Below are 23277 nucleotides of genomic sequence, written 5' to 3'. Positions count from 1 at the left end.
GTCAGGCGGGTTCGGCCACGGGCGACATCTCCTGCAGGGCGCTCAGCACGTGCTGCAGGTGGTCGTCTAACTCCACGCCCAGCTCACGCGCGCCCTGCTCGACCTCCTCGCGGTTGACCCCGGCTGCAAACGCCCGGTTCCTGAAGCGTTTTTTCAGGCTCTTCAGTTCCACCTGCCGCACGTCTCCGTCCGGGCGGATCAGGGCCGCCGCCTGCACCAGTCCGGTCAGTTCATCCACCGCGAACAGGGTCTGCGCGAGCCGGGTGGTGCGCGGGGTGCCGGTGTAGGCCGCGTGCCCCATGATCGCGTCCAGCACCTCGGGCGCGGTGTCGGTGTGGTCACGCAGAAACTGCACGCCCCAGGTCGGGTGCTCCTGCGGGTGCAGTTCGTAATCGAAGTCGTGCAGCAGGCCTGTCACGGCGTACTGCTCCTCGTCCTCGCCCCAGTGGCGGGCGTACCAGCGCATGGCGGCCTCCACATTCAGCATGTGCCGCCGCAGCGACGGCGAGGGCGTGTGTTCCAGCATCAGCGCGTAGGCCTGGGCTCGGTTCATGACGGGTAGTTTAGGGGGTCGAGCCGGGTGCGGGCGAGGGCTCCGGGGCGGTGTACTTGGCGAATGACGCTCAGTGGATGTAGCGGGCCCATTCCGGCTGCCAGTGGGCGAACTGGCCGTGGGCATAGACGCCGAAGGTGGGGGCGTGCGGCGGCACCCGCAGCGGCATGCCGGCCTCATCGGGCGTGCGGTTGCCCTTGCGCTGGTTGCAGCCCCGGCACGCGGTCACCACGTTGTCCCAGTTGTGCCGCCCGCCGCGCGAACGGGGCATGACGTGGTCGAGGGTCAGGTCGCCCTCCGAGCCGCAGTACTGGCAGGCAAAGGTGTCGCGCCGCAGGACGTTGCGGCGGTTAAAGGGCACCGGATGCACGCGCGGACGACGGATGTAGCGGCGCAGCCGGATCACGCTGGGCACGCTCAGCACCGTGCTCGGCGAGCGGATTACGTCGCCGCTGTCCTCAAGCACCTCGGCCACGCCGTACTGCAGCAACGTGATGGCCCGCTTGGTGCTTGTGACATGCAGCGGTTCGTAGGATGCGTTCAGCACCAGCACACGCGGCGCATTCAGGTCTGCCACCACGCGGGGTCCCGCAACCACACGAGCTGGTTGTCCGTCCTCTTCCCCCCTCACGCCCTTGATTGTCATGCCCCGCATTCTACGGCGCGTGGGTCAGCGAAATGTTGTGCCTGGACGCTTATGGGCAGCCGGGAGGGGCGTCACTGTACTGGTGTAGGCAGGGTAAGCCGCGTCCGCATTTTTCCTCAGCCTGTACGCATTCCACCCCGGAACAGTTCCAGTACGCCGTCGGCCACGTACTGCACCGCCAGGGCGCCCAGCAGCACCCCCAGCACCCGCGTGACCACATGCACGCCGGTCACGCCGATCACGCGGGCAATCTGGCCGCTCAGCCGCAGGGCGAGGTAGCACAGCAGCAGCACGAAGCCCGTGACCAGAAAAACCACCGTCAGCAGCAGCGGACTGCCGTGCGCGGTGTTGGCCTGGATCATGATGGACGCCAGCGTGCCGGGACCGGCGATCAGCGGAATCGCCAGCGGAAACACGCTGATGTCTTGGCGTTCATGGGCCTCCTGCTCCTCCTCGGGGGTTTCCTTGCTGCCGCTGGGCCGCGCAAATACCATGTCCAGCGCGATGAGAAACAGCAGGATGCCGCCCGCGACCCGGAAGGCGCTGAGGCTGATGCCCAGGTGTTCGAGCAGCGCCCGGCCCACCAGCCCGAACACCAGGATGATGCCCCCGGCCACCAGCGCGGCCTTGAGGGCCACCTTGCGCCGCTCGAAACTGGGCCGGTTGCCGGCCAGCCCGATGAAGATGGGCGCGAGGCCGATGGGGTCCATGACCACCAGCATGGTCAGAAAAGTTTGCAGCGCGATGCTGGAGACCTCGGTCACGTTCACGCGGCTTACCGTAGCACCTGTGCGCCACGGGGCAGAGGCAGGCGCAGGGAGCTGACGGGCGGGGTGTAGGCTACTTCACCTCGGCGGGCCGCACATTGACCTCCAGCGTGCCGTCGGCGCTCACGCTGCGGTCTCCCTGGGTGGTCGTGGCCTGCACGGCGGCGGTGTAGGTGTTCACGCCGGCACCGGGCTGCACGGTGATGGTGAGCGGAAAGACCTCCCCGGCCCGGACCGTTGTTTTCGGCAGGGTCACGACCACGCCGGGCGCGCTGCCCTGTCCGCGCAACTGGAATTCGCCGGGGTAGTCCTGTGGGGTAAAGCCGCCGATACGTCCGGTGAATTCACGCGAGGTGCCCACCGCCAGCCCCACGCTGGATACCGAGTCGCCGCCCGCCGGAGCCAGCACGATGTACCCGCCCGCGCAGCCCTCGCGGCGCAGGTCGCCGATGTCGCGTGCGCCCACATACAGCGCGGGCAGCAGCGAGGCCACCACCAGCCCCAGCCCCAGCGCCGCCCGGCGGGCCCGCCGCCAGTTGGCCGCCGTGAAAGCCAGCCCGCCCGGCCCCAGCAGCAGCGGCACGATCAGGGCCAGCACCGTGCGGCCCTCGCAGGGGGTGGTCAGCAGAGCGTCGGCCAGCGCGCGCACCACGAAGGTCAGCAGCGCACCCAGGCCCCAGCCCAGCAGGAAGGACGGCAGAAACTCCGCCGTGCGGTAGGTCGGGAATTCCTGCGGGGGGGGAGAGGAGGCGGTCATGGCCGTTCAGGGTAGCGCGGGGGTGGGGGGACGGATGCCGGGAGGGGGCAGGCGTTCCTAAAAAACAACAGACTAAAGAACAGCAGAAAAGCCTCGGCATTGCTGCGGGGGCTTTTCTGTCTTGTGCTTCTGTGTGGTGCCGAGGATGGGATTTGAACCCACACACCTCGCGGCGCTAGTCCCTGAAACTAGTGCGTCTACCAATTCCGCCACCTCGGCATCCTTGTGTGTTGCACCTTCTGCTGGTAGCGGCGCTCCGCATGGGGCGCGTCTCAGAAGGCTCGATTACTTTAGCGGCGACTTCGCAGCCTGTCAATAGGGAAGGCCCCCGGGGAACATACAAGCGCCCCGGCCCACCGGGGACCAGGGCGCTTCTGGTCCTGAAGCCGCCTCTGGAACCCGGCGGCGAACAGGACCGTACCCCTCAGAAACCTACAGGGCCAGGATGGCGCTGAAGTCGCCGCTCAGGCCCTCGGGGTAGAAGCCGCCCTTGGTGGCGTTCACGCCCAGGAACACGATGTTGCCCACCTGACGGGGGGTGCGGCTGTAGGCGATGGAATTGGCGTCGGCCAGAACGACATTCGCGCCGCCCGCCGCGTCCAGGATGCCCTGATCGACGTCGCTGGCACCGTCCACGCTGTCGCGCAGGTTGCTGATGGCCGCAACCACGTCGCTGACCTTCAGGGCAGGGGTAACCTGGGTGTTGCGCTGCTGGTAGAGCAGGGTGCGGATCTGGCCGGCGTGATACGCCTCGACGGCCAGAATACCGGCCGCGTTTTCCAGGTTGCCGCCCGCCGAGGTGTCGGTGAGCAACCGGGCCGCGCCCTTGTAGGCGCTGACGCCCACGTCCTCGAAGATGAACGCGCCGTGCAGGAAGAACAGGTCGTTGGCAAAGGGGTTAAAGCCGGTGATGGCCCCGCCCGAGGCCGCGTTGCCGGCCGCCGCAAAGGCCGGACCCAGGTCCAGCGTGGGCTGGGGCACGGCCGCCGCGCCCAGCACCTTGCGGATCACGCGCACGTGGGCCAGCTCGTCCGAGGCGATCTCGTTGGCATAGGCTGCCACGTCCGCCGACTCGAACTTGATGCCCGCGCCGTTCCTGCCGCTGAAGCCGGCGGGCAGGATGACCTTGCTGCTGTTGCCGCCCACGGCGTCCAGCTCCTGCAGGCGGCCCACGGCGGCCAGGTAGAAGGCGGCTTCCAAATACTCCAGGTTCAGGGCAAAGTTGAAGATGGTGGCGTCGAGGTTGGGCTTGGCCACGCCGCCGGCCGCCATCGCGCCGCCCATCACGCCGGGAGCACAGCCCGCCAGCAGGGTGCCTGCGCCGACTGCGCCGGCGGCCCCCAGGAATTTGCGGCGGTTCAGGATCTTCTCGTTGGTGGGGTTGCTCATGGTGTGTCCTCCAGGGATGAGGGGCGAAAGATTCGGGGCCACAGAAGGCAGGAACCGTCCACCCGCCTCAGGCGCAGGCCTGAGGCAGTGCGGTGGGCGGGGCGACTTTGCCCTTCTGCCCAGCTATAAGCGGCCCGTTCCCACTTGGATCAACGTGAAGTGGGACTAAAGATTGTTTAAAGCGGCACCGTATGGCCGGCGGCAACAGCGCTGCGTGCCAGATGGACCGCGCCGGGCGGCTCAGACACCGGGATGGTGGACCGCCGTGGCCGTGGTCCGGCGGCGCACCAGGGCAAAGGCCCCACCGCCCAGGGCAGCGATCAGCAGCGCTGCGGCCAGCGCCACTCCCAGCGCCGGACGCAGGCCAGCGTGCTGGGCCACGAAGCCGATTACCGGCGGTCCCAGCAGAAAACCCCCGTAGCCCAGGGTGGCGACCTGCGCGATGCCGCGTCCGGCCAGGGCGTGTCCCGCCGTGCCGTACATCACCGGCACGACGTTGCTCAGGCCCAGGCCCGAAAGGGCAAAGCCCAGCGCGGCCACCAGCGGGTCACGGGTGAGCAACGCCAGTCCCAGTCCCAGCGCCGTGACCGCCGCCCCGACGCGCACGATGGTCTCGTCGCCCAGCCGCGTCCGCAGGCGGTCGCCGAACCAGCGTCCCAGCGTCATGGTCACCACGAAGGCGGTGTAGCCCATCCCCGCCCGTCCGCCCGCCTGCCCCAGCACGTCCCGGAAGTACAGCGCCGCCCAGTCGTAGTTGGCTCCCTCAGACAGCATGCCCAGAAAGCACAGCGTGCCCAGCAGCAGCACGGCGGGCGTGACGAAGATGCGGCGTGGCCGGGAGTGGGAGGGGAGCTCTGCCCCTGAACCGGTTTCGTTCTCGGCGGGCGGGTCGGGCAGCAGCAGCCGGCCCAGCAGCGCGGCGGCCACGGTGGTGACCGCCACGACGAGCAGTGCGTGCCACAGCATGGGCACGCGGCCCACCAGCAGCGTGCCCAGTCCCGCGCCCAGCACCCCGCCCAGACTGAAATAGGCGTGCAGGCGGCTGAGCACCGGCCGTCCCAGGCGGCGTTCCACCGTCACGCCCTGGGCGTTCATGGCAACGTCCATGGCGCCGTTGGCTCCTCCCAGAACGGTCAGGGCCAGCACCAGTCCCCAGAAGTCCGGTGCCACAAAGGGCAGCGCCAGCGACAGCATGCAGGCCACCGCCGACACCCACGTGACCCGGTCGCTGCCGTAGCGCGCGGTCCAGCCGCCGGTGAGCGGCATGGTCACCAGCGCACCCAGCCCGATGGCGAGCAGCGCTCCCCCGATCTGCGCCTCGCTGAGGCCCAGGGCGTCGCGCACGCCCGGGATGTTGACCGCCCAGGTGGCGAACAGCGCGCCGTTGATCAGGAACATCATGCTGACGGCGGTGCGGGCGATCTCGGCGCGGCGGGGGACAGCGGGAACGGCGGACACGGGCACTCCTTTGGACTCTGGGAACAGGGCGGCGAGCCGAAATCTCTGAAACGATTCAGAGCGCGGAACTTTACGCTAGCATCCGGACATGACGCCTGCCAAGCCGGTCCGCTCGCCTTCCGGGCGCATCACGTTGCGCGAGGTGGCGCGCGAACTGGGCGTGAGTGTCGCCACGGTGAGCAACGCCTACAACCGTCCGGACCAGCTGTCGGCGGAGCTGCGTGAGAAGATTCTGGACACCGCCCGTGCGCTGGGTTACAGCGGCCCCGATCCGCTGGCGCGCAGCCTGCGGCGCGGACGCAGCGGCGTGATCGGCGTGGTGTACGACGCGCCGCTGGAGTACGCCTTTGCCGATCCCGCCGCCGCCCTGTTCCTGGGCAGTGTGGCGCACGCCATTCAGGACTCGGGGCTGAACCTGCTGTTGCTCGCGGGCGCCGACGATCCGCGCGCCGACCCGCTGGCCCCGGTGGTCAGCGCGAGCGTGGACGGCTTCATCGTGTACTGCGCCGCCGACAGCGCCCTGCTGCGCGCCGTGCTGGGCCGCGGCCTGCCCACCGTACTCGTCGATCAGCACCCGGGGTCCCACGACGCGGTGGGCATCGGAATCGACGACGCCACCGGCGCGCGTCAGGCGGCGCGGCATCTGCTGGACCTCGGGCACCGGCACATCGGCGCGCTGTGCCTGGAACTGGGACCGCAGCGCCTCAGCGGGCCGGTCAGCGCCGAGCGCGAGGCGGCGGTGGTCCACCGGCCGACCGCCGAACGCCTGCGGGCCTACCGTGACGAGGTGCGGGCCGTGGACGGCGCGCGGTTGTACCCCACCGAGGCCGCGCGGAACACCCCCGCCGAGGGCCGGGCGCGCACGCTGGAACTGCTGCGGGCCCAGCCGCAGGTCACGGCGGTGCTGTGCATGAGTGACGTTCTCGCCCAGGGAGCCCTGCGGGCGGCCCAGGAACTGGACTGGCCCGTGCCGCAGCGCCTGAGCGTCATCGGTTACGACGATCTGCCCAGCAGCGCCGCCCTGAACCTGACGACCGTGTGGCAGCCCACCGCCGACAAGGGGCGTCAGGTGGGGGAGGCCCTGCTGGACCTGCTCGCCGGCCGCCCCGCCCGGGAACTGACCCTGCCCACCCGCCTGGTCGTGCGCGGCACCACGGCTCCTGCCCCGGCCAGCCCTTCGCCCACCGACTCGCCGTGAAGCCGGAACGGCCCCCTGCAGGTCCGTCCCGGCGTGGACGGGGGACGGTGTGAAGTCTTGCCGGTATTTCCTGTGATCTTCAGGCAAAATTCAGGAATCACATGAGCCGAGCCGAGCGTGCTGTACCCCCTGCCTCAACCCTGACTGAGGGCCGGATCGCCCGTCAGGCCCGCTGGGAGGAGATGCGCCGCCGCATTTACCTGGGCATTGCCGGCGGGGGGATGATCGTTCAGGTGGTGGTCTGGGTGCTCAACCTGCAGCGGGCCTACCCGGACGTGGTGACGCTGTACTCCAACCCGGTCTTCTTTGCCATGTCGTCATGGAACCTGTTCTGGCTGTACACCCGCCGGCCCATCGAAACCGTTTACGCGGTGGCGCTGGCCGTGTGCGGCGCAGTGATCGTGGCGCGGGCGGTGGTGACGCCGCTGCAGGGGGGCCCGGCCCTGCTCACCTCGCTCGAGGACCTGTACTGGCTGCTAGTCATCGTCTCCATCGTCTCGTTCCTGATGCTCAATTACCGTCGGGCCATCGCCGTCACGGCCGGGTTTTACCTGCTGGGGGTGGCGCTGCCGTGGGCCGTGATGGCCCTGAACAATGTGGACTTTTTCCAGGCAGCGCGTCTGGCACAGATTCAGCTGCTGTGCGGCATGGTCCTGGCGACCCTGTGGAGTCTGGCGTGGTACCGCGAACATTTCGTGCTGGAACGTCAGGCCCTGCTGATGACCGAGCGCTTGGCCAACACCGACGCCCTGACCGGCCTGAACAACCGCCACGCCCTGTATCCGTTGCTGGACCAGAAGCATGACCGGGGAGGAGCGCTGCTGCTGCTCGACATCGATCACTTCAAGGCCGTCAACGACCGCCTGGGACACAGCGCCGGGGACGAGGTGCTGCGCCGGGTGGCCGCGACCCTGCGGCGGTCCCTGCGCGACGCCGAGTTGTTGGGGCGCTGGGGCGGCGAGGAGTTCTTGGTGATGCTGCCGGGCGTCCGGCCACAGGAGGCGCTGCAGCGGGCCGAACACCTGCGCCGGGCAGTGGCCGCTCAGACCGACCCGCCCGAACAGGCCGTGACCATCAGCGTGGGCATCGGCCTGATCGGGGCCGGAGAGGGCATGTCCGCCGGGATGTCCCGCGCCGATGACGCGCTGTACACGGCCAAGCAGCAGGGGCGCAACCGGGTGTGGGTCTCGGAACCGGCGCGGTCCGCGCCACAGCCGGCGCGGCGGCGTGGCGCCGATCAGGAACGCTCGGCGTCCGGCTCCTGAGGCTGAGAAGAAGTCTGATTCAGCGCGTCCTCCAGAGCGTCCCAGGCGAGCAGCGCACACCTGCGCCGGGCGTGCAGCCGGCTGACCCCGGCCAGGGCGAGCAGGTCACCCAGGGCCGGGTCGGGCTCGGCCTCGCCCAGGATCGTGCGGCGGTAGGCGGCGGCCACCTCACGTGCCCGCTCCAGCGGCTGGCCGTGCAGGGCCACGGTCATCAGGCTCGCCGCCGACTGACTGATGGCACAGCCGCGTCCGCTAAAGTGCAGGGCGGCCAGATGCCCTCCGCGCACCTCGGCCCAGACGGTCACGGTGTCGCCGCAACCGGGGTTCTCGCGGGACATCCCCGGCACTCCCGGCAACTCCCCGGTGTGACGGGGTCGCCGCCGGTGGTCCTCGATGATCTGCCGGGCCAGCGCCTCGGGCAGCACGTTATTCCGGCAGGCTCAGGCGCAGCGCGGCGGCGTGCAGCATGCGCACGCCGGTTTCCAGGCTGGCCTCGTCGATGGTGAAGCGCGGGTGGTGGTGCGGCCAGCGGCTGTCGTGCTCGTCGCTGCCCGAGCCGACGTTGAAGTACGCTCCGGGAGCCTTTTGCAGGTACGCGCTGAAGTCCTCGCCGCCCATGGTGGGGCTGGCGTCGCGGAAGTGTTCGGGACCCACGGTTTCCAGCGCGATGTCCTTGAGCTGCTGCGCCACCCAATCGGTGTTGATCAGGGCGCGGTAGCCGAATTCGTACTTCAGCTCGTAGGTCGCGCCGTGGGCGTCGCACACGCCCTTGACCACGCGCTCGATCAGCTGCGGCGCACGCTGGCGCAGCCCGGCGTCGAAGGTCCGCACCGTGCCCATCATCTCGGCACGGTCGGGAATCACGTTGTGGGTCGTGCCGCTGTGGAACGACGTGATGCTGATCACCAGCGGGTCCAGGGCGGCGACCCCCCGGCTGACGATGTGCTGCAGGTTGGTAACCACCTGTGCGCCCACCGCGATGGGATCAATGGCCTCTTCCGGGTGTGCGCCGTGCCCGCCCCGGCCCTGGATGGTGAGTTCAAGCATGTCGGGCGCGGCCATGAACGGCCCCGGCTTGACCGCCACCATGCCGGCGGGGAGCTGGCTGTTCAGGTGCAGCCCGGTCACGAGGTCCACTCCGTCCATCAGGCCGGTCTGCATGACCAGTTCCTCTGCGCCGCCGGGCCCGATCTCCTCGGCGTGCTGGAAGATCATGCGGACCTCGCCGGGCACGTCGCCCGGATGGTCGGAGAGCAGTTTGGCCACACCCAGCAAAATGGCGGTGTGGCCGTCGTGCCCGCAGGCGTGCATCACGCCCGGATTTTTCGAGGCGAACTCGAAGGTGTTCTCCTCGGTGATGGGCAGCGCGTCAATATCGGCGCGCAGCAGCAGGGTGCGTCCCGGCTGGCCGCCTTTCAGGACGGCGAGCACGCTGGTCTCGGTGGGGCGCGTGACGCTCAGGCCCGGCATTTTCCTGAGTTCGGCCTCGATGTAGGCGGACGTCTCGTGCTCGTGAAAGCCCACCTCCGGATTCATGTGCAGGTGCCGCCGCCACGCCACCAGCTGGTCCCGCAGCGTCTCCATCCTCTCCTGAATTGCCGTCATGCCTCAGCCTAGCGCGGGGCCGCCGCGTCCGTCAGCACGGACGGGGGGCATTCAGTGATGCGGGACATGGCACCGGGCGCTCAGCCGGGGCCGTCGCTGCGCCCCTCGTCCAGGCCCACGCCGAAGCCCTGGTCGAGCAGTGCCTCGTTGTAGGTGCGGAAGGCGAGCATGGTCTGGGTGCGCAGGATGCCCTCGACCTTGCGCAGGTGCCCGGTGACCACGTTGTCGAGCTGGTCGTATTCGGCGAGCTTGAGGATCGCCACGATGTCCCACTCGCCGGTGACGCTGTACACCTCGCGCACGCTGGGAATGCCGGCCAGGGCCTCGGCAGTTTCCTGCACGCGCGAGCGGTCCGCCTGCACCATCACGATGGCCGTTACCATTGGGGGTTCTCCATACGGGACATTGTGACTTGTCACGGCCCGCTCCCCCACCTGACCGCTCGTTCGGGGACGTTCGCCGCCCGCAAGACGCCTATGGTAGGAACATGACCGTCACCCCTCCTGCCCCTGAGGCTGCGCCCGCCGCTCCGTCCGTCACGGCGCGTGAACAGCTGCTCAACCGCATCCAGAAAGACATTCCCATCGTGCAGCGTCCCTACCGCGTCATCGCCGAGGAGGTGGGGCTGAGCGAGCACGAGGCCCTGGACATCCTGCGCGAGGTGAAGGCCGAGGGCGTGCTGCGTCAGGTCAGCGCCATCTTCGACACCCGCACGCTGGGCTACCAGAGCAGTCTGGTCGCAGCCGTCCACGACGAGGACCAGCTGGACGCGGGCGCCGAGATCGTGAACGGGCATCCCGGCGTGAGCCACAACTACAAGCGCAACCACGACTTCAACCTGTGGTACACGATTGCCGTGCCGCCCGAGAGCGACCTGGAAGCGCATGTCCAGAAGCTGCACGAGCTGAGCGGCGCGCGCCTGACCCGCCTGATGCCCACGCTGCACCTGTTCAAGATCGGCGTGGAGTTCGACATGACCGGCAAGGAGGACTGGAACGCCAAGGCCAAGCCCCAGTACACCTCCGAGCAGCGCAACATCGGTTACGCGGTGACCGAGCTGGACAAGGCCTTTGTGGTGGAGTTCCAGAAGGATCTGCCCGTGACCGAGGAGCCCTATGCGGACGCCTGCGCCGCACTGGGCCTGAGCATTGACGAGGTCGCCGCCCACGCCGCGAAGATGAAGGCCGCCGGAGCCCTGAGGCGCGTCTCGGCCGTGTTCCGCCACCAGAAGGCGGGCTTTACCTTCAACGCGATGGGCGTGTGGGCCATTGCGCAGGAGAACGTGGCTGAGGTGGGCCGTCAGATGGCCGAGTTCAAGGCCGTGTCTCACTGTTACCTGCGCCCTACCTACCCCGAGTGGCCCTACACCATCTTCACGATGGTCCACGGACGCAGCAAGGAAGAGGCGTTCGGCAAGATCAGCGCCATCGAGCAGGAAGTGGCGAACGGGGTGGACCACGCCATTCTGTACTCCACCAAGGAATACAAGAAGATCCGGCTGGAGTTCTACAAACCCGAGTTCTACGAGTGGGAACAACAGCACCTGGGGACGCAGAACACCGTCACGTCCTGAACCGGGGCCGGGAAACAGGGGAGGGTAGGTGCCGGAGGGGCGCTTACCCCTCCCTGAGGACCAGCGGCCCGAATTCCCTGGTCCACAGGTCGGCCTTGTCGCGGGCGCCGGCCAGATCCAGCGGGGTCGCGCCGGTGAGCTGCAGCCGCCACTCTTCGCCGCGGCGCGTCAACCCGGACAGCCGGGTGTTGCCCGCGTGCGAGCGGTCCAGCCCGTCGGCGACCCGCAGCACACCTGCCAGCCGCGAGGCGAGGCGGCGGTCGGTGGCCGGCAGCGCCATGAACTCGGGGTGCGAGGGCCGGGGCACGCTCTTGCGGTGGTAGCGGGCCACAACGGCGATCAGCTCGATCTCGCGCGGGCCGAAACCGCGCAGGCCCGCGTGACGGATCAGGTAGGCGCTGTGCTTGTGGTGCGCGCTCTGCGACACGATCTGGCCGACCTCGTGCAGGGTGGCGGCGGTGGTCAGCAGGCTGCGGGCCTCTCCGGGAAAGTCCTCGCCGGCGGCGCTTAGGGCGTCGAGCAGTCCGCACGACAGGGCCACGACCTGCCGCGCATGCGCGAGGTTGGCCCCGAAGCGTTCGGCCACGGTGAACACGCTGCGCTGCCGGGCACTGAGGCCGCCGACATACGCCTGCAGGCGCGTGAGTTCCTCGATCAGCATACCCTCGCGCAGCGCGCCCTCGCTGACTGTCACCGCCTGGGCCCCCAGCAGTTCCAGCGCCGTGTGCAGCACGGCCAGCCCCCCCACGATGGTATCGGCGCGGCGCTCCAGCCCCGGAAGTCGGGCGCGGGCGGCGGGCCGCAGGGACCGCACCCGTTCCAGCAATTCGCCCAGGTCGGGCAGCGTGAAACCCACGCCGTTCACGCTGCCCACCTCGGCGCCCCCGGCGCTCAGCGCCCTGGCCGCCGCCTCGGCGGTGCCGCTGGAGAGAATCACCCGGGTCTGCGGCCCCACCGCAAAGCGCCCGGCGTGGGGGGCCAGCGCGTCCCTCACGGCCCCACGCAGCGCAGCGAGTTCGCGCCGGCCCGGCGACGCCGACGGTAGGTGCGCCCGGGTCATGCGGATGCTGCCCAGCGGCAGGCTGAGGATGTCGCGCGGGCCGTGCCGGTCGCCGCGCACCACTTCCAGGCTGCCGCCGCCCAGGTCCAGCAGCACGTTGTCCTCGCCCAGTTCCACGCTGTGGGCCGCGCCGTGGTACGTCAGCTCGCCCTCTCGCTCCCCACTGATCACTGCGGGGTAGATGCCGGTGCGCGCGAGCATCCGCGCCGCAACCTGCGCGCCGTTGGAGGCCTCGCGCAGCGCGCTGGTGGCATACACCTGCACCTCGGCGACGCCCGCCGAGCGCGCCAGTTCCTGAAACGCCGTCAGCGCCGAGGCGAGCCGGTCCTCGCCCTCGGGCGTCAGGGCCCCCGCCGCGTCCAGACACTCGCCCAGCCGCGTGCGGTCTTTGAGGGTGTCGAGGACGTGGTAGCCGCCCCGCTTTCCGGGCAGCGCCTCGGCGATCAGCAGGTGGCTGGAGTTGGTCCCCACGTCCGCAACGGCGATCCTCATGCGGGCAGGCTAACAGGGACATGGCGGAGAACATGAGCCCGAATAAAGTGATTGCAATTTGCAATGACTGAGCCAAAGCGCCATCATGCCGTTATGAGTCTGAACGAAGGGTCCATGGGCATGGCGCAGGCGCCCACACCAGACCTGCACTCTCCCGAGGTGCAGTTTCTGACGGCCCTGTGGGACACCTGGCAGGCCCTCGTGGCTGCCGGAGCGGCGCAACTGGAGGCGAGGCACGCCCTGGATCTGCGCGGCTTCATCGCGCTGTCCTACCTGCAGACGGGACCGCAGCAGCCGGCAGAGCTGGCGCGTCATCTCGGCATTGCGCGCTATGAGGTCAGTCGGACGCTCGCGGCGCTCGACGGACTGGGAGCGGTCACGCGCGAGCGCGGCGGAACCGATGCCCGTGGCGTCACCGTTCGCATCACCCCGGCGGGCCGCGACCGCTGGGCGGCGGCGCTGCAGACCGTCCGCGCGGTGACGGGTCCGTCCCTGGCCGGCCTGTCCCCGGCGAGCGCTTCCCAGCTGACCCAGTCCCTTCAGACCGTCGCGCACGCTGCGCGCCAGGAGCGTTCCCCATGACCCAGCCTCCCCGACCCGACCCGGCCCACCTTTCCGGCTCCGCCGCTGCCGGCTGCCCGCTTGGCTTCGGCGCCCCACTGACCCACCCGGCGCGTGACGTGACCGCGCTGCCGGCTGTGACCCCCGGCGGGGACGGGCTGTACCACGTTCATCACTTCGCCGCGGCCCGCGAGGTGCTGCGCCTGGGTGGGGTGGCCCAGGCGGGCTTCATGTCCGAATCGGCCGGCGAGCACGGGCCGGGCCTGACCAACCCGCCGGTGCTGTTTGCCGAGGGCGAGCAACATCACGACATGCGCCGCCAGACCGCGCGGTACTTCACGCCGGCGGCGGTGGCGGGCTACCGGCCCATGATCTCCGCGCTGGCCGACCGATTGATCGGGCAATTGATGCGGCGCGGCGAGGCCAGCCTCGACGACCTGAGCCTGGTGCTGGCCGTGGAGGTGGCTGCGCAGGTGGTGGGCCTGACGAGCAGCGTGGTGCCGGGGCTGGAGCGGCGGGTGATGAGCTTCGTGGAACACGGCCTGGACAGCCAGCCCGGCGCGGCGCAGCGCATGGGCCGTGGCCGCCAGACCCGCATGCAGACCAACGTGGCTGCCTTTTACCTGCTGGACGTCAGGCCCGCCATCGCTGCCCGCCGCAGACAGCGCCGCGACGACCTGATCAGCCACCTGCTCGACCGCGGCTACAGCGATACCGAGATCGTCACCGAATGCCTGACCTACGCTACGGCGGGCATGGTGACCACCCGCGAGTTCATCAGCGCCGCCGCGTGGCAGCTGCTGTCGCACCCCGCGCTGCGCGCCGATTATGTCCACGGCACCGAGGCCGAGCGCCACGCCATCCTGCACGAGATCCTGCGGCTGGAGCCGGTGGTCCGCACCCTGTACCGCCGCACCGACGTGGCCCTGACGCTGGGCGGGCAGGACATTCCGGCGGGCAGCGTGCTCGCCCTGCACCTCACCGACGCGAACGCCGACCCCGCCGTGGTGGGCGCGGCCCCCAACGCGCTGTGCCCGGCCCGGCCCCTGCCGCGTGGCGTACAGGCGCAGGCGCTGGCCTTCGGTGACGGCCACCACCGCTGCCCCGGCGCGTTCCTGGCGATTCAGGAAAGCGACATGTTTCTGCGCCGCCTGCTGATCTGGAACGACCTGCAGGTGCTCACGCCCCCCACCCTCGGCACCAACGAGACGGTCAAGGGGTATGAACTCCGGGGGTTCCGGGTGCGGCTGGGCCCCCCGCGGGCGTGAAGGCCCGCAGGACCGGGCGCATGCCGAACACCGGCCGGGCGACCAGGGCGACTACTGCAACCGCAACTGCCACTCGGTGATGGTGATGAACGGCGCGAAGCCCAGCGCCGCGTTGATGCCGCGCATGGCGGCGTTCTGTTCGGCGTTGCCGGTGCGGATTTCCCGGGCGCCGGGGCAGTCCGCCTCCACCCGGTCGAGCATGGCGGCCTTGAGCCACTTGCCCAGGCCCTGGCCGCGGGCCTGTGGGCGCACGGCGGTGGCTCCCTGGTGAACGATGGAGGCGCGCTCGGGGCTCCAGAACACCTCGCTGTAGCCCATCAGCTCGCCGCTGCGGGTGTCTTCCAGCACCAGGAGATGCCGCACCTCGCCGCTTCCGTTCAGGTTGGCCTCCCACGCGCGGATCATCTCGGGCGTGATGCGCCAGTCGTTCATGTCGAGGTCCCCTCTGGGGGCCGTGTTCATCACCATCATCACGTCGGCCATGCGCTCCAGAAATCCCTCGGGAACCGGGCCGTCCCAGGCGTGCAGGCGGTACGGATCGTTCTCGGGCCGCGCCTGCCACGCGCGCCGCAGCTCCTGCGGAATTCCGGCGAGGTCCAGCCGGGTCTGGCGCAGGGTGAGCGCGGCCTGGGCCCCCAGCACGCGGGCATACGCCTCGCCGGCCGGGTTCAGGCTGGTGGTGGCAAACGTCAGGGTGGGCCGTTCCAGGCGCCGCGCCGCAGCCTCCAGCGCGCGGGTCAGGGCGCGGCCCAGGCCCCGGCGGCGAAACTGGGGATGGACGACCAGCCGGACCTGCGCGAGGTGGGTGTTCTGCTGCAGGTCGTAGGACAGGCCGCCCAGCCCCACGGCCCGCTCTCCCTCCCACACCACGAAGTACTCGGCGCGTTCGTCGGGCAACAGCAGGGTCAGCTCCAGAGCCGCCTGGTCCGGGTTATGGAGCGGGTCCTCGGGACAGTCATGGGCGGCGCTGTCGGCGCGCAGCTGTCCCACCGCCCGCCGCTGTTCGGGCGGAGCGTGGACCGGATCAAAGGGCAATACGGCAACGGTTCTCTCGGACACAGTCATGTTCCCAGTGTGCGGGGCGGGGCTCAGGAGTGCATGGGCCGAATGGCCGATCGGCGGACTGCGCTGCCCGGGTGGCGGAGCGGCGTGCGTGTGTTCGCTTCGGTGTACGCCGGTCACACGCGGTGGGGTTCGGGCGGGTCCGGTGCGGTGGCCGCCTGCAGTTCTCCAGGCCAGAAAAAACCCTCTCCGGGGAGAGGGTCAGAAAGGACGGGGGCGCCGGCCAGTTACGCCCCGGCGAGCTGCTCTTTCAGGAAGGTCATCAGGCCCTGGATGTACCCGCGGTCGAAGCGGAATTCCACCCCGGCGGCGCGGTACAGCTCGGGCACGCTGACGGTATTGCCCAGGCGCAGGGCGTCGCGGTAGCGTTCCAGAGCGCCCGCCGCGTCATTGCGGGCCTCCCGCCAGATGCCGACCGCCGCGAGGTAGCACATAGCGTATTCGATGTAGTAAAAGGGCACCTGGAAGATGTGGTAGTACTGCCAGCCCCGGGCCCGTTGCGTCTCGTCCAGCCCGGTCCAGTCGACAAACGGATGGAAGGTCCGGTCGAGTTCCAGCCACTTGGTGTCCAGATCGGCAATCTGCACGTCCTCGGGGGCCTCGGCGTACAGCCAGTGCTGAAAGGCGTCCATCTGGGCGGCCCACGGCAGGAAGAAGATCACGCCCCGCAGCTGGTTGTACCGGTAGCGCGCGAGCGCCTCGTCGTCGAACACGTGGCTGAGGTGGTCGAGGGTCAGGAATTCCATGCCCATACTGGGAATCTCGACGAATTCGATGGGGCTCCAGCGGTTCCACACCAGCGGCTGGGCCTCGCCGCTGTAAAAGCCGTGGAAGGCGTGCCCGACCTCGTGGAACAGCACCCGCAGATCATCCGCCGTGCCGACCACGTTCATCAGCACAAAGGGTTCGTTGCGCACCGGAAAGTACTGGCAGTAGGCGTGCGACATCTTGCCCGGGCGCGATTCCAGGTCCAGCAGGCCGCCCCTGCGCATCTGGCTGAACCGTTCGGCCAGTCCCGCGTCCACGCCTGCAAAAGCCTTCAGGGCCAGTTCCTCCAGTTGCTCGCCGGTGGTAAAGGGCTTCAGCGCCTCACGGCCCTGGGGGTCGGGCAGGTGGCCGCGGTTGTAGTCCCACGGACGCATGCGGTCCAGTCCCAGTTCCCGGGCGGTGTCCTGCACCAGCTGTGAGGCCAGCGGGACCACCTCCGCCGTTACGGCCCCGTGAAAGGCGCGGCAGTCGGCGGGCGTGTAGTCCACCCGGTCCAGCTGCTTCCAGCGGAGGGCGCGGTAGTCGGCCTCGTCGGCGTTGCGGGCCAGCTGGCGGCGGGTGGCAATCAGGTCAAGCATCACCGCGTCAAGTTCGGAGGCCACGGCCATGTTGCTCGCGCTCAGCGCGTGCCACGCGGCTTCCCGCTCTGCGCGGTCGGGGCTGTCCAGGCGCTGCTTGGCCTGGGGAATGGTCAGCTCCTCGCCGTTCAGGCGGACCTTCTGGTTGCCGGTGATCACCGAGTGGCGGTTTTTCTGCTGCTCGTGGACCACGCCCAGCTCCACATTGGCCTCGCGGAACAGTGCGGCGGCGTCGCGGAACCGGCGATAGTTCAGGGCAAAGTCGGGGGCGGGCGTGTAGTCCGGCACCGCCAGCAACTTCTCGGTCAGCGCCTGCCCGGTCCGTGCGGCGGGCGGCATCACGGTCGCCACAAAGGTCTGGTACCGCTGCTGCGCGGCTCCGTCATCGGTGTGCAGGTCGGCGAAGGTCGAGAGCTTGTTCGCCGTCTCGCCCAGCTCGGCGTCCACAGCGCTCCACACGGCCAGCCACGCCGGCACGTCCGCCGCCGTCAGCGGGGTGTCCAGAAGGTGCTGGTAACGCGGCGCGTAGTGCTCCCAGTCCACGGCCTGCCGCGGCACGTCCAGCTTGCGCTCCACCCGTTCAAGTTGTGCAGTCATGGCGGCGAGTCTAGCGTTCGTGCCGGGGCCGGCGGCGGTAGTGGAAACGGCTTACTGGACCGGGGTCCGGAGGGGGGTAAAGGTCAGGCGTCGGCGCTGCGATGGTCGGCGCTTCTGGCCTCTGTCTCGGAGGCGCGGCGCAGTTCCGAGGCCGGCACGCCCAGCAGCATGCCCTGATCGGTGTACACGTCCACCGTGCCGGCCAGCGGGTGCAGCTTGGTGACCTTGCCGCACGCGCCGCTGCCGGTGTGGCAGACCTTGGCGTTCTTGCGCGGCAGATCACGCAGCAGGTCCTGGTACTGGGTGTGTTCAAACTGCAGGCAGCACAGCAGGCGCCCGCACGGTCCCGAGAGCTTCTCCGGATTCAGGGGCAGCTGCTGGTCACGGGCCATGCGGATGCTGACCGGGGCAAAGTCCTGCAGGTGCGTGCTGGAGCAGTTCTCGCGGCCACACGCGCCCAGCGCACCGATCATCTGCGCCTGCTCACGCGGTCCGATGGCCGCAAAGTTCACGCGGGCGCGGGTGTGTTCGCGGACCTCACCGATCAGGCCGGTCAGCTCGATGCGTTCGTCGGCGCTGTAGCTGACCGTCACGAGGCTCTCGTCCAGCGTGAACTCCACGGCCACCAGCTTGACCGGCAGGCCGCGTTCCCGCGCCCGCGCCCGCAGCAGCCACTTGAGGTCCTCGCCGGTGCGGTGCAACTCTTCCCAGCGCTCCAGATCCTCGGGCGTGGCCCGGCGCAGCACCGCGCCGTAGCGCTCGTTCTGCTTGGCCTCGCCCGCCTCGCCGCGCACGGTGGCGACCTCCGGCCCACGCTTGCCCTGCACAACCACCCGCGTGCCCACCGCGTGGACTTCCTCGCTCAGCATCGGGTGAAGGCGCGGGCTGCGCTCGAAACGAACCGGAAGGACGACCATGCGCTGCAGAATGTCATGTGTGGGGGCGCGGCGTCGGGGGCTGAGGCACAAAGGCGATTGAGGGAACAGGAAAAGGCCACCGGTTTGCTCTGCGCCTTTGCTCCGCGCCGGAGCACACCTTGTGGCCAGGGAAGGTCAGTGCCGCTCGGCGAGCACCTCGATCTCCACCCGCACGTCGCGGGGCAGCCTCGCCACCTGCACGGTGCTGCGGGCGGGGGAGGGCGCCGGGAAGAAGCGCTCGTACACGGCATTCATGGCCGCAAATTCGTTCATGTCGGCCAGGAAGACGGTGGTCTTGACCACCCGGTCCAGGTCGGTGCCCGCCGCCTGCAGCACCGCCTGGAGGTTGTGGAGCACCTGCTCGGTCTGCTCGGTGATGCCGCCCCCGACCAGTTCGCCGCTGGCCGTCAGCGGAATCTGTCCGCTGGTGACCACCAGATTGCCGAAGATGACCGCCTGGCTGTAGGGACCGATGGCGGTGGGGGCGTCGGGGGTCTGGACAATCTCTTTCATGGGACAAGCATAACGGCTGCCCGGCAACCCCGGAGAAACAGACCCGGCCACCTTCCCGGCTCAAGGTCCGCTTTACCCGGTTCATATCCTGCCGCGCGTGGGGCGCAGCATGCTGGGGCATGGACGACCGCAAGGACACCTCACCGCTGGTGGGCATTCATGACGACGATCCGACGGTCTCTGACGACGCGCAACCGGAGAAGCGCAGCTTTGCCAGTGTGTTGCTCGGTTCGCTGACCGAAGACGGCGACCCTCCCCACGACCCCGACGCGCAGGACACCACCGAGAACTCGGAGGGCTGACCACACCGGCTTCAGTGGCTCCAGTCGCGCTGACACAACACCAGCCGGTAGCCGTCCGGGTCCTCGAGGGTGACGCCCCAGCGGTCCCAGTACGGATTGGCCGCCTCCACACGCCGTCCGCCGTGTTCCTCCAGCCGGGCCACCAATTCGGGCGTGGGGACGGTCCCCAGGTACAGCACCAGCAGATCTTCCGGAGTGGGTGTGGGGGCCACCGGATGCAGGTGGGGCCGGGTCAGTTCCAGATGCCACGCCGCTCCCGGCAGGCCCATCATCAGCAGGGCGGCGAAGGCGTCATCGGTGCTGTGGTGCAGCAGATCCAGGCCCAGGCCGTCCACATAAAACCGCCGCGCGGCCTCCAGATCCAGGCTCGGGCGGGCCAGGCGCAGGTGGGTTGCGGCACTGAGGGGCCGGGTCATGCGTGAACCTTTCCGGCTCCCGCGTGGACCGGCAGGTCAGAGTGGCGCAGGACCTGACGGCTGTCCGCTTCCGAGAAGGTCAGCTCGAACGGTGCGGGCGTGGCGGGTCGTCTGGCCGGAACCCATCCCCGACCTTCCCGGACCACGATCAGCAGGCCGTGGTGATCTCCCACGGCACAGAACGTATCGCTGCAGTCGTTGAACGGCAGGAGTCCAAAGCGCTGGCCCAGATCGCGAACGGTCGCGGGCACGTCGGGCACCACCACCCCCAGCTCGCTGACATGCAGGAGGCCGGTGGAACTGAACGCGGCCGCGCGGTCGCTGGGAAAGTCGTGCCGCGCCACGAATTCCAGAATGTTTCCGGCAGGGTCCTCGAAATACACGCTCTCGCTGGTCCACCTTCCGCTGCGTGGAAAGCGGGCCTTCCCCTGAGGATCATGCAGCACCGGTGTCCGCACCCGCAGCCACGCCTCGGCGCTGTCCATCTGGTTGCGTGGAATGTCGAAGGCCAGGTGATAGAAGCCCTGCACCTCCCCGGCGTGGCGAAAGGTCAGCCGGGTTCGCCCCGCCTGGAAAGTGACGTGGCCTGGCATTCTCTGCACGGTGGTCAGGCCGAGCGTCTGGGTATAAAACGCGTGTTGGGCGTGCAGATCCGCGCACCACAGGGTTAGGGTCTCAAAGTGCATTCGGGTTCCTCCGGGGGAGAGCGCGCGGCGTTCACGCGGCGGGACAGGGGTATGGGGGGCAACAGAGACGGTCGGGGCACTCGGGCATGGGCTTCCTCCAGGCGTGTTACCGTGGAGCATAGAACCTCAAGTTCGGTTGAGGTCAAGCCCCGCCCATGACCCCGGAACCTGCCCCGTACTGGACCCCCTCCCAGCTCGCCGAGCGCAGCGGCCTGAAGGTGTCCGCGCTGCATTTCTACGAGCGCGAGGGCCTGATTTTCAGCGTCCGTACTGCGGGCAACCAGCGCCGTTACCCGCGTGACACGGCGCGTCGCCTGGCCTTCATTCGCGCGGCCGTGCGGGTGGGGGTGCCGCTGGCTGCGGTCCGGGCAGCGCTGGATACCCTGCCGTCGGGCCGCACCCCGACGGCAGCCGACTGGGCCCGCCTCTCGGAAGGCTGGCGCGCGGAACTCGATGACCGCATCGCCACGCTGACCCGCCTGCGAGATGATCTGGGCAGCTGTATCCGCTGCGGGTGCCTGTCGCTGGAACGGTGTGCGCTGTTCAATCCGGGCGACGGGTACGGCGCGCGGCATCCGGGCGGAAATGCCCTCATGGAAGTTCGGGAGTGATCCGGTCCACCGTTTCGCACGCTGCCCACGAGACGCCGAGGAACGGGGGGCAGGGCGGGCCTAGGCCACTTGGCCCATGTTCCCGGACAGGGTGTTGGATACGTTGGCGGCATGTTGCCCGCTCTTGCAAGCAAACCGGTTGAGGAGGTCGCGCCGCCGTTGCTGGCGCGTTTTGGGATGGCAGACGCGCAGGCGCTGGGCGGCTTTGAAAGCGCTGTATTCGCCACCCCTGAGCGGGTATTAAAACTCACCCACACCCTGCGGCGGGAGAAGGGCATGGTGGCTGCGGAGGTGCATTTCACCCGTTACCTGGACGGTCAGGGTGTCCCGGTGGCCCGCCCCCTGCTGTCAGAAACCGGGCACTGGGTCGAGGAGCGCAGCGATCCGGCAGGGGGGACCTGGCTGGCGTTCGCGGTGGCCCGGCTGCCCGGACATCCGCTGCGGGCCTCCCACCTGACGCCCGAGGTGGTCGGCGCGTGGGGACGGCTGATGGGCCGGATGCACGTGCTGGCCCGCCGGTACACGCCGGACCCAGCGTTGCCCCGCCGGCGGCACTGGCATACCGGGTCGGTGCTGGACCTGCGGCGCTTGCCCCCCGGTCTGGACGAACAGCGCCGGCGGGGACAGGCCCTGATCGAGCGGATAAAGGCCTGGCCGCGGACCCCGGAGAACTACGGCCTGATTCATTCGGATCTGCATGGCAACAACCTGCACTGGGACGGCCAGACGCTGCACGTCTTTGACTTCGACGACTGCGAGCAGCATTTTTTCCTGAACGACCTTGCCGTGAGCCTGCACGGCGTGGCCCAGCTGACCCCACCCGGCCAGGAAGCGGCGGCGTTCGGCCAGCGGTTTCTGCAGCTGTTTGTGCCCGCCTACCAGGAGATCTGTGCGCTGCCCCCGAACTGGCGTGAGGATCTGGCTGCCCTGCTGTGCCTGCGTGACGTGGTGCTGTTGGGCGCGCTCTCCGAGGCCTGGGGCGTGGGCACGCCGCGTGAGCGCTGGGAGCGGGACGGTGACCGGGTGATGTTTGAACGCTACGCCCGGAGGGTGGGTCAGGGGGAACCCATCTGCGCCATAGACTGGGCCGGGCTGTAAACCCGCGGCGGGTTCGGGCCCTCGTGCTGTGCTGCTCGGTTCTCCCGCCCCTCAGCCAGGCCGCCGCCGCGTGAAGGCCCCGCGTACGGGCGGCAGGTTGCTGGCGAGCAGCACGCCCCCCACACACCCCACCAGCCCCAGCAGGCCCACGGAACTCAGACGTTCACCGTACAGAACGTAGGCCTCCAGCACGGTCAGCGGCGGCACCAGATAGAACAGGCTGCCCACCCGCGCGGCGGGCATGCGGCGAATCAACGTGAGCAGCAGCAGCACGGCCCCCACCGACAGCGCCAGGGTCAGCCACGCCAGCGACACGATGAATTCCGCGTTCCAGTGGATGTACGCGCCGCCGTGCCACGCGGTGAGTAGCAGCATCACCACCGCGCTGGCCGCGTACTGGCCCGTCGTGCCGCCCAGCAGCGGCACGTCTGCTCCCGCCCGGCGCTGGTACAGCGTGCCCAGGGTGGTACACAGCAATGCCAGCAGGGCGGCGAGCAGGGCCGGGACCGTGTAGACGCCCGCTCCCGGCGTGCGTCCCACCACCACCAGCACCACCCCCACGAAGCCCAGGCCCAGGCCCGCCCACTGCCGGCGGTCCACCGTCTCGTTGAGCAGCGGCCCGGACAGCAGGCCGGTGAGCAGCGGTTGCAATCCCACGATCACGGCCATCACTCCCGCCGGAAGCTGCTGCGAGATGCCGTAGGTCACGGCCCCCAGGTACCCCGCGTGAATCAGCAGGCCGCTGAAGACCGCCTGGGTCCACTGCGCCCGTCCGCGCGGCCACGGAGCGCGCAGGGCCAGCGTGAGGGCCGCCATCAGGGCGGCGGCAAGCACGAAGCGCACGCTGAGAAACGCAAAGGGATCGGCATTCAGCGCCGCACCCTTGGTGCCGATGAAGCCGGTGCTCCACAGCAACACGAACAGCAGGGGAGCCACGGCGGGGAAAAGGCGCACAGCCCAGCCTAGAGCACCGCCGGCCCTCCTGACGACACCCCCGTTCGGCCCTCAGCCGCCCAGCCGCTCCATCCCGCCCGGTCCCGCGACCACGCCAGGGCCGCCCCGGCCCGGTTGAGTACCGAGAGGTGGCCGTCTTCCGGACGGGGACAGTCGGGCCCATTCGCCGGCGCTATCCTGGCC

Annotated in this window: 25 protein-coding genes and 1 tRNA gene; 8 read left to right on the top strand and 18 right to left on the bottom strand. The window is 69.4% G+C overall.

The annotated features are described in order from the left end of the window. Position 1: 1 nt before the first annotated feature. The 7 genes from IEY21_RS04985 to IEY21_RS04955 all read right to left on the bottom strand — a co-directional run bounded on the left by IEY21_RS04985 (position 2) and on the right by IEY21_RS04955 (position 5576). A complete protein-coding gene (locus IEY21_RS04985) occupies positions 2–553 on the bottom strand; it encodes an HD domain-containing protein (RefSeq protein ID WP_188901984.1) in 552 nt (183 codons plus the stop codon). 70 nt (positions 554–623) lie between these two features. Next, the gene (locus tag IEY21_RS04980) at positions 624–1199 is read right to left on the bottom strand and encodes an HNH endonuclease (protein WP_229752892.1); all 576 of its coding nucleotides are present in this window, start codon (positions 1197–1199) and stop codon (positions 624–626) included. Between the two features lie 116 nt (positions 1200–1315). Beyond that, positions 1316–1969 carry a MarC family protein gene (locus IEY21_RS04975; protein WP_188901982.1) on the bottom strand — a complete coding sequence of 218 codons (654 nt, stop codon included), beginning with the start codon at positions 1967–1969 and terminating at the stop codon, positions 1316–1318. A 70-nt stretch (positions 1970–2039) separates the two neighbouring features. Further along, entirely contained in the window at positions 2040–2723 is a 684-nt protein-coding gene (locus IEY21_RS04970; protein ID WP_188901980.1) for a hypothetical protein, read from the bottom strand. Between the two features lie 134 nt (positions 2724–2857). After that, a tRNA-Leu gene (locus tag IEY21_RS04965) sits at positions 2858–2942 on the bottom strand. Positions 2943–3155: 213 nt separating this feature from the next. Further along, positions 3156–4112: a ferritin-like domain-containing protein gene (locus tag IEY21_RS04960; protein ID WP_188901978.1), complete on the bottom strand. Its 957-nt coding sequence runs from the start codon at positions 4110–4112 to the stop codon at positions 3156–3158. 240 nt (positions 4113–4352) lie between these two features. Beyond that, positions 4353–5576, bottom strand: a complete 1224-nt coding sequence (locus tag IEY21_RS04955) for an MFS transporter (protein ID WP_373290478.1) — start codon at positions 5574–5576, stop codon at positions 4353–4355. Positions 5577–5658: 82 nt separating this feature from the next. Between IEY21_RS04955 and IEY21_RS04950 the strand changes: the two genes are divergently transcribed. After that, entirely contained in the window at positions 5659–6768 is a 1110-nt protein-coding gene (locus IEY21_RS04950; RefSeq protein WP_188901976.1) for a LacI family DNA-binding transcriptional regulator, read from the top strand. 182 nt (positions 6769–6950) lie between these two features. Next, positions 6951–8033, top strand: a complete 1083-nt coding sequence (locus IEY21_RS04945) for a GGDEF domain-containing protein (protein WP_188901974.1) — start codon at positions 6951–6953, stop codon at positions 8031–8033. Here IEY21_RS04945 and sufU read toward each other — a convergent pair. The 3 genes from sufU to IEY21_RS04930 form a co-directional block, all read right to left on the bottom strand. Continuing rightward, on the bottom strand, positions 8006–8458 hold the full coding sequence (gene sufU, locus IEY21_RS04940) for a Fe-S cluster assembly sulfur transfer protein SufU (RefSeq protein ID WP_188901972.1): 453 nt from the start codon (positions 8456–8458) through the stop codon (positions 8006–8008). The genes IEY21_RS04945 and sufU overlap by 28 nt on opposite strands. A gap of 1 nt (position 8459) precedes the next feature. Continuing rightward, complete coding sequence (locus IEY21_RS04935) at positions 8460–9638, bottom strand: M20 family metallopeptidase (RefSeq protein ID WP_188901970.1); 1179 nt, start codon at positions 9636–9638, stop codon at positions 8460–8462. Positions 9639–9718: 80 nt separating this feature from the next. Continuing rightward, complete coding sequence (locus tag IEY21_RS04930; protein WP_188901968.1) at positions 9719–10021, bottom strand: Lrp/AsnC family transcriptional regulator; 303 nt, start codon at positions 10019–10021, stop codon at positions 9719–9721. Positions 10022–10125: 104 nt separating this feature from the next. Here IEY21_RS04930 and ahbA point away from each other — a divergent pair, with 104 nt between their 5' ends. Continuing rightward, entirely contained in the window at positions 10126–11211 is a 1086-nt protein-coding gene (gene ahbA, locus IEY21_RS04925) for a siroheme decarboxylase subunit alpha (RefSeq protein ID WP_188901966.1), read from the top strand. A 43-nt stretch (positions 11212–11254) separates the two neighbouring features. Here the strand turns inward: ahbA and IEY21_RS04920 are convergent, their stop codons facing one another. Then, complete coding sequence (locus IEY21_RS04920; RefSeq protein ID WP_188901964.1) at positions 11255–12763, bottom strand: Ppx/GppA phosphatase family protein; 1509 nt, start codon at positions 12761–12763, stop codon at positions 11255–11257. A 93-nt stretch (positions 12764–12856) separates the two neighbouring features. On the opposite strand from IEY21_RS04920, the gene IEY21_RS04915 reads away from it, so the two are divergent. Next, on the top strand, positions 12857–13345 hold the full coding sequence (locus IEY21_RS04915; RefSeq protein WP_188901962.1) for a MarR family winged helix-turn-helix transcriptional regulator: 489 nt from the start codon (positions 12857–12859) through the stop codon (positions 13343–13345). Beyond that, complete coding sequence (locus tag IEY21_RS04910; RefSeq protein WP_188901960.1) at positions 13342–14592, top strand: cytochrome P450; 1251 nt, start codon at positions 13342–13344, stop codon at positions 14590–14592. Before IEY21_RS04915 ends, IEY21_RS04910 begins: the two co-directional genes overlap by 4 nt. Positions 14593–14643: 51 nt before the next feature. Here IEY21_RS04910 and IEY21_RS04905 read toward each other — a convergent pair whose 3' ends face one another. The 4 genes from IEY21_RS04905 to IEY21_RS04890 all read right to left on the bottom strand — a co-directional run bounded on the left by IEY21_RS04905 (position 14644) and on the right by IEY21_RS04890 (position 19027). Then, positions 14644–15657 (bottom strand): GNAT family N-acetyltransferase, encoded by a 1014-nt coding sequence (locus IEY21_RS04905; RefSeq protein WP_188901958.1) that lies wholly within the window; start codon positions 15655–15657, stop codon positions 14644–14646. Positions 15658–15881: 224 nt separating this feature from the next. After that, positions 15882–17597: a M3 family oligoendopeptidase gene (locus tag IEY21_RS04900; protein ID WP_188901956.1), complete on the bottom strand. Its 1716-nt coding sequence runs from the start codon at positions 17595–17597 to the stop codon at positions 15882–15884. 83 nt (positions 17598–17680) lie between these two features. Further along, positions 17681–18514: a PSP1 domain-containing protein gene (locus tag IEY21_RS04895; RefSeq protein ID WP_188901954.1), complete on the bottom strand. Its 834-nt coding sequence runs from the start codon at positions 18512–18514 to the stop codon at positions 17681–17683. A 135-nt stretch (positions 18515–18649) separates the two neighbouring features. After that, positions 18650–19027 carry a RidA family protein gene (locus tag IEY21_RS04890; RefSeq protein WP_188901952.1) on the bottom strand — a complete coding sequence of 126 codons (378 nt, stop codon included), beginning with the start codon at positions 19025–19027 and terminating at the stop codon, positions 18650–18652. 119 nt (positions 19028–19146) lie between these two features. Between IEY21_RS04890 and IEY21_RS04885 the strand changes: the two genes are divergently transcribed. Further along, complete coding sequence (locus IEY21_RS04885; protein ID WP_188901950.1) at positions 19147–19329, top strand: hypothetical protein; 183 nt, start codon at positions 19147–19149, stop codon at positions 19327–19329. A gap of 11 nt (positions 19330–19340) precedes the next feature. Here the strand turns inward: IEY21_RS04885 and IEY21_RS04880 are convergent, their stop codons facing one another. Together IEY21_RS04880 and IEY21_RS04875 are read right to left on the bottom strand one after the other, a co-directional pair. Next, positions 19341–19745, bottom strand: coding sequence for a VOC family protein (locus IEY21_RS04880; RefSeq protein WP_188901948.1), 405 nt, complete (start codon positions 19743–19745; stop codon positions 19341–19343). Further along, on the bottom strand, positions 19742–20431 hold the full coding sequence (locus IEY21_RS04875; RefSeq protein ID WP_188901946.1) for a VOC family protein: 690 nt from the start codon (positions 20429–20431) through the stop codon (positions 19742–19744). Before IEY21_RS04875 ends, IEY21_RS04880 begins: the two co-directional genes overlap by 4 nt. A gap of 155 nt (positions 20432–20586) precedes the next feature. On the opposite strand from IEY21_RS04875, the gene soxR reads away from it, so the two are divergent. Both soxR and IEY21_RS04865 read left to right on the top strand, forming a co-directional pair. Continuing rightward, complete coding sequence (soxR, locus tag IEY21_RS04870; protein WP_188901944.1) at positions 20587–21042, top strand: redox-sensitive transcriptional activator SoxR; 456 nt, start codon at positions 20587–20589, stop codon at positions 21040–21042. A 111-nt stretch (positions 21043–21153) separates the two neighbouring features. Beyond that, the gene (locus tag IEY21_RS04865) at positions 21154–22140 is read left to right on the top strand and encodes a phosphotransferase enzyme family protein (protein ID WP_188901942.1); all 987 of its coding nucleotides are present in this window, start codon (positions 21154–21156) and stop codon (positions 22138–22140) included. Positions 22141–22191: 51 nt separating this feature from the next. Here the strand turns inward: IEY21_RS04865 and IEY21_RS17010 are convergent, their stop codons facing one another. Further along, positions 22192–23094, bottom strand: coding sequence for a DMT family transporter (locus IEY21_RS17010; RefSeq protein ID WP_268237776.1), 903 nt, complete (start codon positions 23092–23094; stop codon positions 22192–22194). Between the last annotated feature and the right edge of the window lie 183 nt (positions 23095–23277).

It is taken from the genome of Deinococcus aerophilus (assembly GCF_014647075.1).
In the GTDB taxonomy this organism is placed as follows: domain Bacteria; phylum Deinococcota; class Deinococci; order Deinococcales; family Deinococcaceae; genus Deinococcus; species Deinococcus aerophilus.
Note: the sequence above shows the minus strand (reverse complement) of the source record. Positions and strands in the feature narration are given on the sequence as shown.

What these genes read in the sequence shown, in the direction of transcription:
- IEY21_RS04985 (WP_188901984.1), bottom strand. Translation starts at nt 553, where the DNA reads ATGAACCGAGCCCAGGCCTACGCGCTGATGCTGGAACACACGCCCTCG.
- IEY21_RS04980 (WP_229752892.1), bottom strand. Translation starts at nt 1,199, where the DNA reads ATGACAATCAAGGGCGTGAGGGGGGAAGAGGACGGACAACCAGCTCGT.
- IEY21_RS04970 (WP_188901980.1), bottom strand. Translation starts at nt 2,723, where the DNA reads ATGACCGCCTCCTCTCCCCCCCCGCAGGAATTCCCGACCTACCGCACG.
- IEY21_RS04960 (WP_188901978.1), bottom strand. Translation starts at nt 4,112, where the DNA reads ATGAGCAACCCCACCAACGAGAAGATCCTGAACCGCCGCAAATTCCTG.
- IEY21_RS04950 (WP_188901976.1), top strand. Translation starts at nt 5,659, where the DNA reads ATGACGCCTGCCAAGCCGGTCCGCTCGCCTTCCGGGCGCATCACGTTG.
- IEY21_RS04945 (WP_188901974.1), top strand. Translation starts at nt 6,951, where the DNA reads ATGCGCCGCCGCATTTACCTGGGCATTGCCGGCGGGGGGATGATCGTT.
- IEY21_RS04935 (WP_188901970.1), bottom strand. Translation starts at nt 9,638, where the DNA reads ATGACGGCAATTCAGGAGAGGATGGAGACGCTGCGGGACCAGCTGGTG.
- IEY21_RS04930 (WP_188901968.1), bottom strand. Translation starts at nt 10,021, where the DNA reads ATGGTAACGGCCATCGTGATGGTGCAGGCGGACCGCTCGCGCGTGCAG.
- ahbA (WP_188901966.1), top strand. Translation starts at nt 10,126, where the DNA reads ATGACCGTCACCCCTCCTGCCCCTGAGGCTGCGCCCGCCGCTCCGTCC.
- IEY21_RS04920 (WP_188901964.1), bottom strand. Translation starts at nt 12,763, where the DNA reads ATGAGGATCGCCGTTGCGGACGTGGGGACCAACTCCAGCCACCTGCTG.
- IEY21_RS04915 (WP_188901962.1), top strand. Translation starts at nt 12,857, where the DNA reads ATGAGTCTGAACGAAGGGTCCATGGGCATGGCGCAGGCGCCCACACCA.
- IEY21_RS04910 (WP_188901960.1), top strand. Translation starts at nt 13,342, where the DNA reads ATGACCCAGCCTCCCCGACCCGACCCGGCCCACCTTTCCGGCTCCGCC.
- IEY21_RS04905 (WP_188901958.1), bottom strand. Translation starts at nt 15,657, where the DNA reads ATGACTGTGTCCGAGAGAACCGTTGCCGTATTGCCCTTTGATCCGGTC.
- IEY21_RS04900 (WP_188901956.1), bottom strand. Translation starts at nt 17,597, where the DNA reads ATGACTGCACAACTTGAACGGGTGGAGCGCAAGCTGGACGTGCCGCGG.
- IEY21_RS04895 (WP_188901954.1), bottom strand. Translation starts at nt 18,514, where the DNA reads ATGGTCGTCCTTCCGGTTCGTTTCGAGCGCAGCCCGCGCCTTCACCCG.
- IEY21_RS04890 (WP_188901952.1), bottom strand. Translation starts at nt 19,027, where the DNA reads ATGAAAGAGATTGTCCAGACCCCCGACGCCCCCACCGCCATCGGTCCC.
- IEY21_RS04885 (WP_188901950.1), top strand. Translation starts at nt 19,147, where the DNA reads ATGGACGACCGCAAGGACACCTCACCGCTGGTGGGCATTCATGACGAC.
- IEY21_RS04880 (WP_188901948.1), bottom strand. Translation starts at nt 19,745, where the DNA reads ATGACCCGGCCCCTCAGTGCCGCAACCCACCTGCGCCTGGCCCGCCCG.
- IEY21_RS04875 (WP_188901946.1), bottom strand. Translation starts at nt 20,431, where the DNA reads ATGCACTTTGAGACCCTAACCCTGTGGTGCGCGGATCTGCACGCCCAA.
- soxR (WP_188901944.1), top strand. Translation starts at nt 20,587, where the DNA reads ATGACCCCGGAACCTGCCCCGTACTGGACCCCCTCCCAGCTCGCCGAG.
- IEY21_RS04865 (WP_188901942.1), top strand. Translation starts at nt 21,154, where the DNA reads ATGTTGCCCGCTCTTGCAAGCAAACCGGTTGAGGAGGTCGCGCCGCCG.